18 protein-coding genes are annotated in these 17,540 nt (G+C 41.0%); 14 read left to right on the top strand and 4 right to left on the bottom strand.

Annotation, left to right across the window (positions count from 1 at the left end):
* Window positions 1-191: 191 nt before the first annotated feature.
* From NYF15_RS13260 to purF, 12 genes are all read left to right on the top strand, one after another.
* The gene (locus NYF15_RS13260; protein WP_371353808.1) at window positions 192-2,984 is read left to right on the top strand and encodes a monovalent cation/H+ antiporter subunit A; all 2,793 of its coding nucleotides are present in this window, start codon (window positions 192-194) and stop codon (window positions 2,982-2,984) included.
* Window positions 2,984-3,328 (top strand): Na+/H+ antiporter subunit C, encoded by a 345-nt coding sequence (locus NYF15_RS13265; RefSeq protein WP_062569829.1) that lies wholly within the window; start codon window positions 2,984-2,986, stop codon window positions 3,326-3,328. The genes NYF15_RS13260 and NYF15_RS13265 overlap by 1 nt, the downstream gene beginning before the upstream one ends.
* Window positions 3,325-4,842, top strand: coding sequence for a monovalent cation/H+ antiporter subunit D (locus NYF15_RS13270; RefSeq protein ID WP_341803035.1), 1,518 nt, complete (start codon window positions 3,325-3,327; stop codon window positions 4,840-4,842). The genes NYF15_RS13265 and NYF15_RS13270 overlap by 4 nt, the downstream gene beginning before the upstream one ends.
* Window positions 4,843-5,379 (top strand): Na+/H+ antiporter subunit E, encoded by a 537-nt coding sequence (locus NYF15_RS13275; RefSeq protein WP_371353809.1) that lies wholly within the window; start codon window positions 4,843-4,845, stop codon window positions 5,377-5,379.
* A complete protein-coding gene (locus NYF15_RS13280; protein ID WP_062569832.1) occupies window positions 5,373-5,642 on the top strand; it encodes a K+/H+ antiporter subunit F in 270 nt (89 codons plus the stop codon). The genes NYF15_RS13275 and NYF15_RS13280 overlap by 7 nt, the downstream gene beginning before the upstream one ends.
* Window positions 5,643-5,650: 8 nt before the next feature.
* Window positions 5,651-5,983 (top strand): Na+/H+ antiporter subunit G, encoded by a 333-nt coding sequence (locus tag NYF15_RS13285; protein ID WP_062569833.1) that lies wholly within the window; start codon window positions 5,651-5,653, stop codon window positions 5,981-5,983.
* A 102-nt stretch (window positions 5,984-6,085) separates the two neighbouring features.
* Window positions 6,086-6,880 (top strand): tRNA pseudouridine(38-40) synthase TruA, encoded by a 795-nt coding sequence (gene truA / locus NYF15_RS13290; protein ID WP_371353810.1) that lies wholly within the window; start codon window positions 6,086-6,088, stop codon window positions 6,878-6,880.
* A 158-nt stretch (window positions 6,881-7,038) separates the two neighbouring features.
* The gene (accD, locus tag NYF15_RS13295; protein ID WP_130150560.1) at window positions 7,039-7,914 is read left to right on the top strand and encodes an acetyl-CoA carboxylase, carboxyltransferase subunit beta; all 876 of its coding nucleotides are present in this window, start codon (window positions 7,039-7,041) and stop codon (window positions 7,912-7,914) included.
* Between the two features lie 25 nt (window positions 7,915-7,939).
* On the top strand, window positions 7,940-9,205 hold the full coding sequence (gene folC / locus NYF15_RS13300; RefSeq protein WP_371353811.1) for a bifunctional tetrahydrofolate synthase/dihydrofolate synthase: 1,266 nt from the start codon (window positions 7,940-7,942) through the stop codon (window positions 9,203-9,205).
* 11 nt (window positions 9,206-9,216) lie between these two features.
* Window positions 9,217-9,846 carry an SPOR domain-containing protein gene (locus NYF15_RS13305; RefSeq protein ID WP_371353812.1) on the top strand — a complete coding sequence of 210 codons (630 nt, stop codon included), beginning with the start codon at window positions 9,217-9,219 and terminating at the stop codon, window positions 9,844-9,846.
* A 307-nt stretch (window positions 9,847-10,153) separates the two neighbouring features.
* The gene (locus NYF15_RS13310; RefSeq protein ID WP_036969851.1) at window positions 10,154-10,648 is read left to right on the top strand and encodes a CvpA family protein; all 495 of its coding nucleotides are present in this window, start codon (window positions 10,154-10,156) and stop codon (window positions 10,646-10,648) included.
* Window positions 10,649-10,666: 18 nt separating this feature from the next.
* Window positions 10,667-12,193: an amidophosphoribosyltransferase gene (gene purF / locus NYF15_RS13315; protein ID WP_130150563.1), complete on the top strand. Its 1,527-nt coding sequence runs from the start codon at window positions 10,667-10,669 to the stop codon at window positions 12,191-12,193.
* Between the two features lie 73 nt (window positions 12,194-12,266).
* On the opposite strand, the gene NYF15_RS13320 is transcribed toward purF, so the two are convergent.
* The gene (locus tag NYF15_RS13320) at window positions 12,267-12,866 is read right to left on the bottom strand and encodes a Yip1 family protein (RefSeq protein ID WP_371353813.1); all 600 of its coding nucleotides are present in this window, start codon (window positions 12,864-12,866) and stop codon (window positions 12,267-12,269) included.
* A gap of 229 nt (window positions 12,867-13,095) precedes the next feature.
* Here NYF15_RS13320 and miaE point away from each other — a divergent pair, with 229 nt between their 5' ends.
* Window positions 13,096-13,854 carry a tRNA isopentenyl-2-thiomethyl-A-37 hydroxylase MiaE gene (gene miaE / locus NYF15_RS13325; RefSeq protein ID WP_193988975.1) on the top strand — a complete coding sequence of 253 codons (759 nt, stop codon included), beginning with the start codon at window positions 13,096-13,098 and terminating at the stop codon, window positions 13,852-13,854.
* A 245-nt stretch (window positions 13,855-14,099) separates the two neighbouring features.
* The gene (locus NYF15_RS13330) at window positions 14,100-15,227 is read left to right on the top strand and encodes a hypothetical protein (protein WP_371353814.1); all 1,128 of its coding nucleotides are present in this window, start codon (window positions 14,100-14,102) and stop codon (window positions 15,225-15,227) included.
* A 60-nt stretch (window positions 15,228-15,287) separates the two neighbouring features.
* Here the strand turns inward: NYF15_RS13330 and NYF15_RS13335 are convergent, their stop codons facing one another.
* The 3 genes from NYF15_RS13335 to NYF15_RS13345 are packed head-to-tail and all read right to left on the bottom strand — an operon-like array spanning window position 15,288 to window position 17,414.
* Window positions 15,288-16,082 carry a substrate-binding periplasmic protein gene (locus tag NYF15_RS13335; RefSeq protein WP_371353815.1) on the bottom strand — a complete coding sequence of 265 codons (795 nt, stop codon included), beginning with the start codon at window positions 16,080-16,082 and terminating at the stop codon, window positions 15,288-15,290.
* A gap of 54 nt (window positions 16,083-16,136) precedes the next feature.
* Window positions 16,137-16,868: a UDP-2,3-diacylglucosamine diphosphatase gene (locus NYF15_RS13340; protein ID WP_371353816.1), complete on the bottom strand. Its 732-nt coding sequence runs from the start codon at window positions 16,866-16,868 to the stop codon at window positions 16,137-16,139.
* 54 nt (window positions 16,869-16,922) lie between these two features.
* Window positions 16,923-17,414 (bottom strand): peptidylprolyl isomerase, encoded by a 492-nt coding sequence (locus NYF15_RS13345; RefSeq protein ID WP_062569843.1) that lies wholly within the window; start codon window positions 17,412-17,414, stop codon window positions 16,923-16,925.
* Between the last annotated feature and the right edge of the window lie 126 nt (window positions 17,415-17,540).

Genomic DNA, 17,540 nt, shown 5'->3' on the forward strand with positions numbered 1-17,540 from the left:
AATACGTAAAGTGGTTAAAAGTTGGCCGAATAGGTGTGTCTCCTATAGACAAAATAGCACCCAATCAGTATAACTATACGCATTGTAAGCTTTTTTTGAAGCCAACCTTTAACCATCCAAATGAACAGTACGCAACTAATTATAACTAGCAGCGGTATTGATATTCTTATGACACTAAAAGGCTCCTTATTATGACTTTGCTCTGGATACCCCTGTTATCCTTGATTGGCAGTGTTATTTCATCCTGCACTTCAAAACTAACACGTAATCAAAGTACTGCTTTGACCATGTTAGCGCCTTTGATTGCTCTTGGAATCGTATTTTCCTATACACCAGCCGTTTTTTCTGGTGAAACTATCCGCTATACAGCAGAGTGGATCCCACTGTTGAATATGCAAGTCTCATTTCGACTTGACGGGTTAAGTTTATTATTCCTTTATATGATTTTGGGTATTGGTACCTTAGTCATTTTCTATGCACGCTATTACTTAAGTAATAACGATTCGCTGCCCAAGTTATATTGTTACCTTATGCTATTTATGACGGCCATGGTTGGCATTGTGATGTCTAACAATGTCATTCAACTATGGCTATTTTGGGAATTAACAAGTATTAGCTCGTTCTTATTAATTAGTTATTGGTGGCATAAGTCAGAAGCGCGTAAAGGTGCAAGAATGGCGCTAGCAATTACGGGAGCGGGCGGTCTTGCGTTATTAGCGGGTTTACTTTTAATTGGTGATATCGTTGGTAGCTATAACCTTGATGTTATTCTTGCTAGTAAGGCATTAATTCAATCACACGACTTATATGAAGTTGGTCTGGTACTTATATTATTAGGTGCATTTACTAAGTCTGCGCAGTTTCCTTTTCATTTCTGGCTACCTCATGCTATGGCTGCACCGACACCCGTTAGTGCATACTTACACTCAGCAACCATGGTTAAAGCCGGTATATTTTTGCTTGCGCGATTCTATCCTGCACTATCAGGTACGGATACGTGGTTTATTTTAGTTGCGATGACAGGTTTATCGACTTTGCTTGTTGGTGCTTACATTGCGTTATTTAAACATGACTTAAAAGGACTGCTTGCTTACTCTACCATCAGTCACTTGGGTCTAATTACTTTGCTATTAGGTTTAGATACCGAACTTGCAACTGTGGCAGCTATTTTCCACATTATTAATCACGCGATATTTAAAGCGTCACTGTTTATGGCTACGGGTATTATTGACCATGAAACTGGCACCCGTGATATGCGTAAGTTAAATGGGATGTGGCGTTTTATGCCATATACAGCAACACTTGCTATGGTGGCCGCAGCTTCTATGGCAGGAGTGCCTCTATTAAATGGTTTCTTATCAAAAGAAATGTTTTTTGCTGAAACCTTACATCAGCAAGTACTAGGCTCTATGTCTTGGCTTATTCCTGTATTAGCAACTTTAGCGGGTGCCTTGTCTGTAGCGTACTCAGCACGCTTTATACATGATGTTTTCTTCAATGGTGATCCGATTGATTTACCAAAAGAGCCCCACGAACCGCCGCGCTACATGCGCGTACCTATCGAAATTTTAGTGGTATTGTGTTTATTGGTCGGTATGTTCCCTCACTTTTCCGTCAGTGATATTTTGGCCTCAGCATCCTACGCTGTACTGGGTGATGCTGCACCAGATTATAAATTATCTGTTTGGCATGGATTTAACCTACCTCTGTTAATGAGCTTTATTGCAACGTGCTGCGGGATACTGATTTATGTACAGCGTAAGTATTTGTTCCAGTTCCAAGCATCACTGCCAACAATCAGTGCGAAAAAAGGTTTTGAGGGTGGGTTATATCGTGTGATCAAGTGGTCACAAGAGAAGATAAACCATATCGAAAATGGCTCGTTGCAACGCTACGCTTTTGTCATGATTACGGTTGTTTTACTGTGCGCTGGATGGCCTTTGTTTGAAATGCGTCAACTTGCTGGTGCCAGTGAGCTAACGCCCATTGATTTTCATAATGCCATTGGCGCAGGCTTGTTGATTATTGGTGCATTAGCAACCGTATTTTGGCATCGTTCACGGATGATATCTTTAATCATGATTTCAATCGTAGGCCTGATGGTGTCTGTTGCTTTCACCCGATTCTCTGCGCCAGATTTAGCACTGACTCAGTTAACGGTTGAAGTTGTCACTGTAATGCTACTGATGCTAGCACTATTCTTCTTACCACAACGTACCCCAAAAGAGTCAAGCTCATTACGTATTTTACGTGATCTGGGGATTTCGTCGGCTATAGGTGTGGTAGTTGCGAGTATTTGTTATGCGCTATTAACAAGACCACTTGAGTCAATTTCTGACTTCTTTGTTGCCAATGCTAAAACTGGCGGTGGTGGTACAAACGTGGTGAACGTTATTCTAGTCGACTTTAGGGGTTTTGACACCTTAGGTGAAATCACCGTTTTAGGTATAGCCGCGTTAGGTATTTATAAATTGCTTATCAATTTACCTTTATTTATGCCTGCAAGTGATAGTGAAGGGCGTCCGTGGGCGAGAGAGCGTTATCCAATTCTTCTTGCAAGTATTTCACAAAGCTTATTACCTTTGGCACTGTTAGTTTCTGCATATATCTTTTTACGAGGCCACAATTTACCAGGCGGTGGATTTATTGCAGGCTTAGTCACAGCCATTGCATTTATATTACAGTACATGGCGAATGGCTCTAATTGGATAGCAGAGCGGTTTGATGTGAATTACCGTAAGATTATCGCATCGGGCATTGCTATCGCTTTATTCACAGGTGTTGGAAGCTGGGCATTTGGTCGTCCATTCTTAACAACGTGGTTTGATTATTTTGATATACCGTTAGTTGGCAAAACAGAGCTTGCCAGCGCTATCGTATTTGATTTAGGTGTGTATTTAACTGTTGTAGGTGCAACGCTGATGATTTTAGCTAGTTTAGGAAAACTAACGGCTAATACACCCAAGCAAGAGGTAAATATTTAATGGAAGTATTGTACGCATCATGCGTGGGCGTGCTGGTTGCATGCGGCATTTATTTAATTTTAAGAGCGCGAACCTTTCCGGTCGTGTTAGGTTTAACCATGCTGTCTTATGCGGTAAACCTATTCTTGTTTTCATCAGGACGATTAACAATTAATAAAGCGGCGGTTTTGGGCAGTGCCAGTGAGTATGCAGATCCACTCCCTCAAGCTTTAGTGTTAACGGCTATTGTAATCGGTTTTGCAATGACCGCTTTTGTCGTTATTTTGTCAATTCGTGGTCGTGCCGATTTGGGTAATGATCATGTTGATGGACATTTAGTTAAGTCTTCAAAGGAGCGAAAATGATTCAGCATTTAGCTTCTTTACCTATCTTAATTCCCATGCTGACAGGCATTATTTTACTTATGCCTCCATGCGGTAAGAATCTTCATATTCGCCGTGTGATGTCGGTATTAATGTCAATTATAACCCTTGCTGTTAGTGCATTTTTACTACTTCATGTAAATAGTACGGCACCCATGGTATATGCCATCGGCGACTGGTCGGCTCCTTTTGGTATTGTATTGGTTGCTGATAGGCTCGCGACTTTACTAGTAGTGTTAACTAGCTTACTAGGTGCGGTTGTTGTGCTATATAGCTGCGCAGGTGATGATAAAAAAGGAAGCTTCTTTCACCCTCTTGTTCACTTCTTAATTTTAGGCGTAAACGGTGCATTTTTAACTGGAGATGTATTTAACCTATTCGTATTTTTCGAAGTATTGCTAATCGCATCTTATTCATTATTGATGCATGGCGGAGACAAGCACAGCACCCGTGCAGCTCTACAGTATGTGATTCTAAATCTGATTGGCTCGAGTGTATTTCTTATTGCACTTGGTGTTTTATATGGCGTAGTGGGTACTTTAAATATTGCTGATTTAGCCCAGAAAGTACCTCAGTTAACAGGTGACGATGTTTATTTAGCTAAAATCGGTGGTTTACTACTAATAGTCGTTTTCGCCCTTAAAGGTGCGCTGTTACCACTACATTTGTGGTTACCTAATACCTACGCAAGTGCCACCCCAGTTGTTGCAGCTTTATTTGCGATCATGACTAAGGTGGGTGTGTATGCCATGCTTCGTGTGTACACCGTTATCTTTGGTGATAACGCGGGGGAGCTTGCACACATGGCACAACCTTGGTTATGGGGACTTGCACTGGCGACCATCATTCTGGGCTCGATAGGCGTTCTTGCAAGCCAAGATTTTAGAAAGCTAATTGCAAACTTAGTGATCGTATCCGTGGGTACTTTGGTTGCCTTAGTCGCTATTCAGAATGTAGCGGCGACTGCGGCGTTACTTTACTACTTAGTTCATTCAACGATTGTTTGTGCTGTGCTCTTTTTACTTGCTGATTTGATTGCGCATCAGCGTGGAAAAGTGGCCGATCGTCTTGTTGCAGGGCGTGCTGTTGCACAACCTTTTTTATTAGGAATTAGCTTTGTAATTGCTGCATTGACGGTGGTAGGCATGCCGCCACTATCTGGTTTTGTAGGTAAAATTTGGATTCTAAAAAGTACCTTAGATAGTGAGAAGGGCATGGTGTTTTGGCCAATTTACTTACTTTCAAGTTTAGCCTTATTGGTTGCTATTTCTCGTGCTGGCACAAGCCTTTTTTGGGACCGAAAGTTCAAAGAAAGTGAAGCTGTCGAAGGTATAAAGGCACACCCATTAAAAGTCACGGCGATGTTACTATTGTTAGTTTGCTCTCCTTTGATGGTCATTTTTGCCGGTCCAATTTCAGATTTTATGCTTGCGACATCTGAGCAATTGTTCGATATCAACAGCAGTATTAATAATGTACTACAGGGAGGCCGCTAAATGCGTTTAGAAGCTCGTTTTCGTTGGCTACCCACTCCGTTTCGCAGTGTTTTACTCTTCGTAGTGTGGTTATTACTCAACAATAGTGTGTCGCCTGGGCATCTACTGCTTGCTGCACTCTTTGCAATTACAATTCCATGGATCACCTTTCCATTTCGTGATCCACAGCCGTTAATTGTTCGACCTGGCCTCGCATTTAGGCATTTATTGTTAGTCTTGTACGATATTGTAACGGCTAACTTGCAGGTTGCCTTACTGATCCTTGGGCCAACTAAAAAGCTACGCCCAGGCTTTGTTAAAGTGCCACTTGATTTAAGTCATGATATGCCAATTACGATATTAGCAAGTACAGTATCATTAACACCTGGCACGGTCAGTGCTGAGGTGTATCCAATTCCTGAGTCGCTTGCAGAAGGTGAAGAAATAGACCAACGTTATTTGCTAATTCATGTGTTGGATTTAGCTGATGAAGCTGAACTTATTAATACGATTAAACAGCGTTACGAAGCCCCGCTTAAGGAGATTTTCCGATGCTAGATACGGTATTCCTCATTGTGTATGGAATGATTGCCATTTCTCTTTTATTGAATTTATGGCGCCTTATTATTGGGCCTTCAGTTCCAGATCGCATTTTAGCGCTTGATACCATGTTTATAAATACCATTGCATTGATCATTCTTTACGGTATGAGCATGGACACAGACTTGTATTTTGAAGCGGCTTTATTAATTGCGATGCTTGGCTTTGTGAGTACGGTAGCTGTATGTAAATACTTGCTACGCGGCGATATTATTGAATAAGGTAACAAATGATGAGTGAATGGGTTGTTTCAATCTTATTGTTAATTGGTGGTTGCTTTATTCTGATAGGCTCGATCGGTTTGGTTAAGATGCCTGATTTTTTTATGCGCCTGCATGGGCCTACCAAAGCGACGACACTGGGGATGGCCTCACTGTTAATAGCGGCGATGGTTTATTTTACTTTCACACACGATGGTGTAAGTGTAAAAGAAATTCTTATTTCTATCTTTTTGCTCATTACAGCACCTATCAGTGGTTACATGCTGATTAAATCGGCTATTCACCATAAATTGCGCGCAAAAGAGGGCACCAAGGGCCAAGACAACATCGAAGAGGATTAGTCTGTAGTATTTATAATATGTGATCTGCGCTCGTGGCTTTTATTGAACGGGCAGATCGCATAGAATGCCCCGTCATTTAGCACACTAGGTAAATAGATCATTATGCGAGTAGCACTTGGAGTAGAATACAACGGCGCCCGTTACAGTGGTTGGCAACGTCAATCACACGTCAATAGCGTACAGCAAGAAGTAGAAACAGCGTTGTCGCGTATTTGTAATCATCCTGTTGAGATTGTTTGTGCGGGTCGTACAGACGCAGGTGTTCATGGTACAGGCCAAGTCGTGCACTTTGATACTCATGCTGAACGCGAAATGGTCGCGTTTACGATGGGGATGAATACCTTACTACCAAAAGATATTTCTATTCGTTTTGCTAAGCCTGTTTCTGAAGATTTTCACGCACGTTTTAGTGCGACAGCACGCCGTTATCGTTATGTGATATACAATTATACCTATCGCGGTGCGATTATGAGTGAAGGCGTTACTCATTTTCATCACCCATTAGACGAAACTAAAATGCAACAAGCCTGTCAGTATTTAATAGGTGAGCACGACTTTACGTCGTTCAGAGCACTCCATTGCCAAGCAAATACAGCAAATCGTACTATTCACCATTTGTCGGTAAAACGCCAAGGTGATTATGTGATCATTGATATTAAAGCCAATGCGTTTTTACATCACATGGTACGTAATATTACTGGTTGCTTGATGGACATTGGTTTACATAAGCATGAACCTGTTTGGTTAAAAGAGTTACTTGATTTAAAAGAGAGAGCCAAAGCCAGTGCGACAGCTAAAGCTGCGGGTCTTTATTTAGTGGATGTGGATTACCCTGAGCAGTTTGAGCTCCCTAAAACACCATTAGGGCCTTTGTTTTTACCTGATTCAGACAGTTAACACTTGGTAGTACACTACTAAGACCAGTTTTTTATATCGTCTGCGGGTAATTCATGTTTTAATTGAAAAAATCTGTCTGTTTATTGGTTGTCAGAAATACAAATAAGTATTCACAATTAAACAGACTGCGACACAGAACAGTATTAAGAGAGTTGCAAATGAGTTGGTTAGAAAAAATCTTACCTAAAACGACTAAATCGTCAGGCCGAAAAGAAATCCCAGAAGGGGTTTGGGCAAAGTGTACAGACTGTGATTCAATTTTATATAAAGCAGAATTAGAAAAGTCACTTAATGTATGTCCAAAATGTGATCACCATATGCGTTTGAGTGCTCGTAAGCGACTCGAAAATTTTTTAGATGATGCAGATCGTCAAGAAATTGGTGCAGAACACGAACCAAAGGACGTTTTAAAGTTTAAAGATTCTAAAAAGTACTCTGACCGCATTACACAAGCACAAAAAGTAAGTGGCGAGAAAGATGCACTTGTTGCAATTAAAGGACGCTTAAAAGGTATTCCTGTTGCTGCGGTGTCGTTTGAGTTCTCATTTATGGGTGGTTCTATGGCGTCAGTAGTCGGCGCTCGTTTTGTTGAAGCTGTAGATCAATGTTTAGAGCATAACATGCCACTTATTTGTTTTTCAGCATCAGGCGGTGCACGTATGCAAGAAGCGCTTATGTCATTAATGCAAATGGCAAAAACAAGTGCTGCACTGGCTAAAATGAGCGAAAAAGGCTTACCGTTTATCTCAGTATTAACCGACCCAACAATGGGTGGTGTATCTGCGTCACTGGCAATGCTTGGCGATATAAACGTTGCTGAACCAAAAGCACTTATTGGCTTTGCCGGCCCTCGTGTAATCGAGCAAACAGTGCGTGAAACACTGCCTGAAGGTTTCCAACGCAGTGAATTCTTGCTAGAGCACGGGGCAATCGACATGATTGTTGACCGTCGTGAAATGCGTGACACCCTTGCGCGTATCTTAGCGAAATTTATGAACTTGCCTTCTACTGAACAAGAGCATAGAGTAGCGTAAATTTCAGCTTAACTGATTAATCGCTATGACAGAAATCCTTCCTAGCCAATCATCAAGCCTTGATGATTGGCTTTGTTATTTAGAAAGTGTTCACCCCGCCAATATTGAAATGGGCTTAGAGCGCGTTGCTCGCGTTGCAAACCAAATTGGCTTACTCGATACACCGAGCAAAATAATATTAATCGCAGGTACCAATGGTAAAGGCACCACAGCGCGTTGCCTAGAAAGCTTATTACTAGCACAAGGTTTTAGTGTGGGTACATATGCTTCTCCACACCTAATTCGTTATAACGAACGCGTACGTATTAATGGCCAAGAGCTTGATGACCAATTCCATGTTGATACTTTCGATATGCTGGAAAAGGGCCGTGGTGAGACGCCACTGACGTATTTTGAGTACGGCACGTTAGGTGCACTGGCAATTTTTAAACGTCACGCTGTTGATTATGTATTGTTAGAAGTGGGTTTAGGTGGTCGCTATGATGCGACTAATATTGTCACACCACATGCGTGTGTGATCACAACTATCGATCTAGACCATAAAGAATACCTAGGTGATACACGCGAGCTTGTTGGCTACGATAAAGCAGGTATCTTCCGACCTCACATACCCGCAATTGTTGGTGATTTAGATATTCCACATACAGTAACTGATTACGGTAATGAAATTGATGCTGATATGGTGTTATCTGGCCGTGATTTTAAATTCACTGAAGACAGTGAAGGTTTTAATTGGCAGTACAAAGGTAAAGACTTGCGCTTAGCAAAACCTGCGATCCCTTGTCAAAATGCAGCCACTGCGTTGACCTTATTGGCTAAACTTGACTTACTACCTGGTGAGCAACAAGTACGTGATTGTTTAGCTAATTTAACAGTTGAAGGACGTTTTCAGCAGCTAAGTGAACAGCCACTTATTTTTACCGATGTGGCACATAACCCTGAATCGGCCCGTTATTTGGCGCGTAAATTAAGCGTGTATAAAGATCAAGGGTTTAAAATTCATGCATTAGTCGCTATGCTTGCAGATAAAGATAAAGTGGCAGCAATGTCAGCCGTGGCGGATGTTGTTCATGAGTGGTCGTTAGCCAGTTTAGATTGTTTTCGCGGCGATAAGGTTGAAAACCTTGCAAAGGCATTGGCTGAAACGACATCAACAGCGCCTAGTACGCAATATGACAGTGTTGAAACTGCGCTAGACACACTATTACCAAATGTAGACAATAACACCTTAGTAATTGTGTTTGGCTCATTTATAACCGTGGCTGCAGCAATCAGCTATTTTAAAAAATAGAGAGGAATTCGGTGAACGCAGGGTTTATTAATCGCTTAGTAGGGACCACCATTGTGGTTGTGGCGGCTATTGTCTTTATTCCAAATATTTTGGATGGAGAGAAAGTTCACTATACAGAAGGTTTTAAAGCAATTCCTGAACGCCCTGAGTTCACAACGATTGACTTACAAGATGAAATTGATAGTAAAGTTGCCTCTGCAGAGCAGCCTGCTGAAATACCTGTCGAAAATGCACAAGCGAATGACGCTGAGCTTACAGCAGAGCACACTGAGCAATTTGATGATGCGCCTAAAATGGTTGAAGCATCAACTCAAGATCCTGTTGCAGTTGTTAAAGCAGCCAAGCCAGTAGTAAAAACATCGGAGCCTGCTCGTAAGCCAGAAGAAAACCTCACGCAAATGGCTTATGTAATCCAATTGGGTAGTTTCTCTCATGCGCCTAATGTAAAGTCGTTACTTGAAAAGCTTAAAGCGAACGGCTTTAAAACCTTTACGCGTCCAATCAAAACCCCGAACGGAACATTGACAAAAGTCTTTGTAGGTCCTTCACTTAGCAAGAAAGAGTTAGAGAGTAAGCTCCCTGAGTTAAAGCAGTTAACCAAGTTAAACGGCAAAGTTACTCAGTTTGAAATTACAAAATGATCTGGCAAAGGATACCCAAACCACCGGTAGATCCATGTTTCATCGCTATCACAGGGCTTTGAACTTAGGTCGAGGTAATCAGCAGTAGGTACCTTTCAAGTTGCCACAACACAGTAGTGGAAGCCCTGTGAAGCGCCCGAAGGGCATGGCTAAAACGCATTTATTCTGCGTTATTGATTTTGACAATGGGACACCATTCCCTACAATCAATGCCTTGCCTAAATGCGTTTTATCTCATGCTGAATTCTTGCATCCACAGGTGGTTTGGGTATAGAATGCGCCCCAAATTAACGACTAGTTGGTTCTTATGATCTGGGTTGATTACGCCATACTTGGCATTATTGCACTATCCACTATCATCGGCTTAATACGTGGCTTCGTAAAAGAAGCAATGTCATTAGCTGTATGGGCTGGCGCATTTATCATCTCTAGTTTGTTTTACCAATATTTAGCTTCCTTCCTAACAAGTATTTCAGAACCCCTTTTAAGAAATGCAGCCGCAATAGCCATATTATTCTTTGCGACACTCCTGTTGGGTGGATTACTAAACTATATTTTAGGTGAGCTTGTACAACGTACTGGTTTATCTGGCACCGACCGTGTATTCGGCATAGTGTTTGGTGCTCTTCGTGGCGTGTTGGTCGTAAGCGCGTTACTCTTCTTTCTTGATGCTTTTACCGGTGCACCTAATACGCACTGGTGGGGTAACTCTATTTTGATTCCAGAATTTGGCTTTGTTGTTGAGTGGTTCTTTTCGTACCTCGAAAACAACTCAAGCTTTTTAAATTCGGTAAACCGTTAATCGGCGAGGATAAATTTAATGTGTGGTATCGTTGGCATAGTCGGAACTTCTCCTGTTAATCAGGCGCTGTATGATGGCTTAACTGTTTTGCAACACCGCGGTCAAGATGCAGCTGGCATCATTACCATTGAAAATAATACGTTTAGCTTACGTAAAGCCAACGGCCTTGTGAAAGATGTGTTTCATACCCGTCACATGAAACGCCTTCAAGGTACGATTGGTATTGGTCATGTTCGCTATCCGACAGCTGGATCTTCTAGCTCGTCAGAAGCGCAACCTTTCTATGTTAACTCACCGTTTGGTATTGCACTTGCACACAATGGTAATTTAACAAACGCTGAAGCATTAAAAGAGCAATTATTTTCAGAAGCTCGCCGTCATGTTAATACAACATCTGACTCTGAAATATTACTTAATATCATGGCGCATGAGTTAAGTAAGTCTAATAAGCTAAAACTCGATGCTGAAGATATCTTCACAGCAGTAACGGAAGTAAATAACAAAGTAACGGGTGGTTACGCAACAATAGCAATGATTATCGGTCACGGTATTGTTGCCTTTCGTGACCCGAACGGTATTCGTCCACTTGTATTTGGTAAGCGTGAAACAGCAAACGGTACTGAGTACATGTTTGCATCAGAAAGCGTTGCATTAAAAACAGATGGCTTTGAGTTTGTACGCGATGTAGCGCCAGGCGAAGCTATTTACGTGACTGAAGAAGGTCAGCTTTTCTCACAAGCGTGTGCTGAAAAGGCCACATATGCGCCGTGTATTTTTGAGTTTGTTTATTTTGCGCGCCCAGATTCAACCATTGATCGTATGTCTGTTTATGCAACGCGTGTAAACATGGGGACTAAGTTAGGTGAAAAAATAGCACGTGAATGGGCTGATAAAGACATCGACGTGGTTATTCCAATCCCTGAAACATCATGTGATGTGGCGCTTGAAATTGCATCAGCGCTTAACCTGCCATACCGTCAAGGTTTCGTTAAAAACCGTTACATTGGCCGCACCTTCATCATGCCAGGTCAAGAAATGCGTAAGAAGTCAGTTCGTCAAAAACTGAATGCCATTGACCGTGAGTTCAAGGGTAAGAATGTATTGCTGGTCGATGACTCAATTGTTCGTGGTACCACGTCAGCGCAAATCGTTGAGATGGCTCGTGAGTCAGGTGCAAAGAACGTTTATTTTGCATCAGCTGCACCAGAAATTCGTTTCCCGAACGTGTATGGAATTGACATGCCTTCGGCTGCTGAGTTAATTGCTCATGGTCGTGAAGTGGAAGACATTAATGCAAGCATTGGTGCTGATGGGCTCATTTTCCAGTCTCTTGATGATTTAATCTCAGCGGTTAGCCAAGAAAACCCTGAAATTACTCGCTTTGAAACATCGGTATTCGATGGACAATATATAACGGGTGATATCGATCAAGAATATCTTAACCATATCGATCGTCTACGTAATGATTCTGCAAAATCAACGCGTGAAAACGCAATGTCTTCAGGTTTAGAATTACATAACCAAGAAGAAAACAGTGCAGACTAATTAGTTTTTAGACTAATACATGAAAAAGGAGCTAGATAGCTCCTTTTTTGCTTGTGGAAAGAAAGGAAATAATTTAGGTAAACATTGGGTGGACTATACCATTTGTCCACAGAATTGCTGTTGCAGCAAGGATTATGACGAGTAGAATTAATCCGCAAGTGACCACTGAACTGGCATAAATAAAGCCTCGCTCTTCAGGAATGTGCATTAAAATTGGTACCCCAGTATAGAGCAGGTAAACAGAGTAGGCGAGAGCTACAAGTCCTACACACACCACAAACCAAAGCTCTGGTAGAAACGCCGCAAATGAAGACATAAATACCGGTGTTGCTGTGTAAGCAGCAAGTTCTAGGGTTTGAGTAAAGGTGGGTTTTGCACCGAAGGTCACGGCCATCCAGTGTGCTAAGTAAGCTAGTGCAAACACACCTGCAATAAGCGCGAAGTACATGGCTATTGCAATCAATAGCGCGCTATCATGCGTTAAAAACACTGCTTCACCGGAGCCAATGCTCCACCCCAGATGGACTGATGAATAATAGCCCATGATGGATGGAATACATGCAATGAGTAAGATGTGCGATAAGCTGTAACGCAAGCTTTCATGTCGATTATCTATTGTTTGCCATTCTTCGAGTGGGTGGGCGTATAAGCCCCATAAGTGGTTCAAAATCATAATTGTTGCCCCTGTAAATAGGAATATGAGCTGTTTTATTTTTGTACAGCTTTGATTAAGTTATGGTCCACTTATCACATATTGTCAAGAACCTGAAATACTGGAAATGATGGGTTATATATAAGTCTTTAGTGCATATAGAAATTAGTCCTGTACTGATATGGGTCATAGAATGACAATGTATTTATATGGTAAAATCTACTCACGTTTATTGATGAGAAATTATTTAGTGCCTTACTCTGCTTTACTCGCTCCTATCCATTCTTTTTTAAAGTGTGAAACGCCTGATGAGTGGATTGCTGCGGCAATCAAACAAGAAAACTTAGATGTGGTATTAATTGATCACCTTATTTGTGAATTGAAAGCTGCTCAGTCAGCGATGTTTTTAATTCGTAAGTATGCAGTTGATAAAGAAAGTGGTGATGCATTACTTGCATGGCTAAAACCTTTTGAAACTCTTATTTATAAACGAGAAGGGGATTGGCGAGAGCTTGCAGATAAAAACAAGCTAACTAAATCAATGATCCCAAAATCGAACTCGCCTTACGGGCAAGATCTGATTGATAAAATGGTCATGCTTATAAAAGAAGAGCTACATCACTTTTATCAAGTGCTTGAGATCATGGATGAGTACGGTATTGAATATAAAAGTATTACGCCATGTCGCTACGCAAAGGGTATGCTGCGCCATGTAAAAACCTACGAGCCAGATGCGCTAGTCGATAAACTCATTATCGGTGCTTACATCGAAGCCCGCTCGTGTGAACGGTTCGCTAAGCTCGCTCCTCATGTTGATAAGCGGTTAGGGGATTTTTATATTTCATTATTGCGCTCAGAAGCCCGTCATTACCAAGACTATTTAACACTCGCGCAAGAAATCAGTGAATTTGATATTACCGAACGTGTTGAGTTTTTTGGTCAAATTGAGGCTGAGCTGATTGCAACGCCTGATGACGATTTTAAGTTTCACAGTGGTTTGCCAGTTTAAAAAGCGATGTAATCCAACAGCAAGGAGCGATTATTAATAAGCTCTTTGCGATCATTTTACTTTTTTATTTTATAAACCCCTACCCTCAGCTATTCCCAAGAGCCTTATTCATTATTAAAAATAAATATTGACAATGCTGTAAATCTCAAGTACCCACAAAAGGTCCGAAGTATTGACGTATGTATTTTATAACCTTAATTAAAACAAAATGGATGACCCCTTGATATTGAGGGTAAGGAAATAAGATGAAATATAAGTTGATATTAATGTTGGCTGTAAGCGCTTTGTTTATTGCAAATGATGCTGCAGCAGCACTTACAGAAGCAAAAGCGTGCGATACATGTGACTATAGTGAGGCACTGCGTATTGCAAAATTGTATTATGAGAGGCCTAACTGTGAGGTCAGGAATTTAAATAATGGTAAGCCAGAGTTTGGGGTAACGACCTATCTTTGTAACACAACTTCAAAAGAGGTTATTGTCGCTAATGCACTGCAGCGAGTGGCGTTTAAATTTATAATTACTACAGAGCAACAGACCCAGTACAGTAAAGCGGTAAAAGTCAAAGCAATAGATACTACACTTAATAGTGCTGAAGCCGCTGCACTTGATGACTTTTATGAGATAGATAGTGAATTTAGGCGGGCTGTGAATGAAGCCGGTACTGTTGCAACTAACTCAACAGTGACTGTACATGCAGGAAACTGGGGGGATGATTCAACACGTTCCGCGCTTGCTAGTTCTGATGAAAGTTGTGCCAATCACCCATCTTTTTATTTAACGAGCATTGATGCAAGTAGAAGTATTAAAAAAGAAATGCATGCTCAAATAGCCACTCGCCTTGGTAAAAGTAGCTGGAATGAATTTATTACTGATACTCAGGTGAAAGTTTCGGGGATTCATATTGGTAAAAATAGTGCAGGGATTTCACTTTCATTAAGTCACGATAAAGTCGGTGTGTATGCAACGCGTTCTTATGGTAATTCAAGTAATAAATTAGTGTTTAAAGTGGGTTATCATGGTCAATCAATAACTAATGGGGCAAGAGATCTGAATCTTACTTTCACTCTAGATAGAGGGGCTTCACTCGTTGATGGCATTGAAATTGGCACTTTTATGAGTGGCATCAATGTTACTTTAACAGATACACTTGTTTCTAATTGTTTAATCGAAAATTTAGAAAGTATTGAAGGTGCAACAACGCAAATGAGTTCGCCTGGAGGTGGTGGCGGAATTGGCGGAATTGTTACAGGCCCAGGAGGCGGTACGCTTATTAGAGGGGGTGGCTGTACTCGAGAAATAAATTATACAACCTGTTCGACCTCGGGTGGGGTGACAACTTGTACAAATAGTTCCGTGAGAACTAGCTGTTAGGTGATTTTAGTATAGAGGTGTTATAGCCTCTATACTAAGCAAAGTAATCGACTTACTTGTCTAATTAAAGTTTTTGCTAAGCAAAGCTAAAATTTTATCAGTTTGATTAGTGTCAAAATCATAACGTTTTAATATTTTTTCTGCATCTCCATTTGCCACAATAGTTTTTAATCCTGTATATAAATCTTGTTGAAAATAGGCAGATTGAGGGTGATTTTTGGCTGTAATAACGTGTAGCTTTTGAGTTGATAGGAAAGGGGTGATGACCTTTATTTCCGAGTGTTTGAGGTTTTGCAAGGTTTCGTTATTTTCTAACCAGTATAATGCAACTTCTTTTGTACCGGCAACAAGGTCTACACGGCCATGTATTAAAAGGGTTAAGCTTTCTATTAGACTATGTGTTGTCGTAACCGCAAGTTGAGGATGGTGTTCAAACTCTTCACTTATAACATAGTCTTCTCCTTTGCTGATTGTGTAAGGAGTCAGGGAGTATAAGGAGCCTGAATAGGTAATCTCACTATCGGCACGTTTTAAAAGCACAATATCAGCTGTAGCAATAGGTAGGGAGTAGGTAAAGATTTTCGCTCTTTTTAGGGTATAAAAAGCACCAATAACCGCAACACGTTTATGCCGCTGCGCAAGCTTTAATGCGCGAGCCCAATGAGTATATTCAATCTCTACATTTTTATTTTGGCTTTTTAGTGCGCTAACAACGAGTTCATGAACCCAGCCAGGCTTTTCATTATTGTCGATAAGGAAAGGTGGGAATGGTTCTGTGACTAATCGCCAAGTTTGGCTGTTAAGAGAAAAACTTAGCATTAAACAACAGAACAAACAGGTTAACTGAACAATCATGACACACACTTTTTAGTAAAAACTCTATTCAAGCATAGTCAAAGTTTCTACTATTTAAAGTGGCGCGCTGATTAGTTCCTGATTCGCAGGTGTAACCCTTAGGTATGATCCTTGTTCATACCAATCACCGAGTACGGTGCGGGTCAGTGTGTTATTATTTATGCTGTAGTGATGTACGTTGGGCCTGTGTGTATGACCGTGGATCATATTAACAACCTGATGCTTTTCAAACATTGCTAATACCGCATCTTCAGTCACATCTAGAATTTCTAACGCTTTGCCAGCTTGGCTTTGTTTTGATTTTTCGCGGGCGTTGCGGGCAATTTTCTTACGATACCAAAGCGGCATAGCAAGCATTAATTTAGGCCACCACCAACCACGACTTTTTTTACGGAATTTTTGATATTCAACATCTTGGGTGCACATTTCATCACCGTGCAAGATAACTGTTGGAGTACCATATAAATCAATAACAACTTGTTCAGGTAATAAAGTCATACTCGCGCTTTTTGCATAGTCTTCTCGCATAATGAAATCGCGATTACCATGAATAAAATACACCTCAGTTCCACTTTCACTTACTTGGCTTAAACGTGCGGCAACATTGATTGAAAGGTCTGTTTGATAGTCATCACCGACCCATACTTCAAAAAAGTCGCCCAAAATGTACAATGCATCAACGTCATCATTAATAATCTTGTTATCAAGAAAATCAAAAAATGCTGCTGTGATATCAGGGCGGTTTTCTGTTAAATGGAGATCGGCAATAAAATAACTTTGTTTCATGGTTACTCGCAAAAAAGCGGGCAAAGGCCCGCTTAAAAAGACTAAACGATTAAATTAGCTAACCGTTACTTTTTCGATGATGACATCTTCAAGAGGTACGTCTTGGTGGAAACCAGCACTGCCAGTTGCAACACCTTTGATTTTGTTAACCACATCCATACCCTCAACAACTTCTGCGAACACGCAGTAGCCCCAGCCTTGTGATGTTTCACTGCTGAAGTTTAAGAAGTCATTGTCGTTAACGTTAATGAAGAACTGCGCAGTCGCTGAGTGTGGATCTGGCGTACGTGCCATTGCTAATGTGCCTACTTTATTTGCAAGGCCATTGTTCGCTTCGTTTTCGATAGGGTTGTTTACTTCTTTTTGAACCATACCAGGCTCAAAACCACCGCCTTGTACCATAAAACCATCAATTACACGGTGAAAAATAGTACCGTTGTAAAAGCCAGAGTTTGCATACTCTAAAAAGTTTTTAACTGTGTTTGGTGCATCGCTTTCGTGCATCTTGATAGTGATGTCACCAAAGTTTGTGTGTAGTACAACCATGAGGTTTCCTATATCTGGTTTAATAATAGGTCTATTTTATAGTAGTTGACTTGGATTAACAAAGAGCTTGTTGAGACAGATTAACAAAGTGCTTATTCAATTGATAAAGCGCTAGAGCAGCGGCTT

The sequence above is a fragment of the Pseudoalteromonas sp. 68 DY56-GL68 genome (assembly GCF_041414825.1).
Classification (GTDB): domain Bacteria; phylum Pseudomonadota; class Gammaproteobacteria; order Enterobacterales; family Alteromonadaceae; genus Pseudoalteromonas.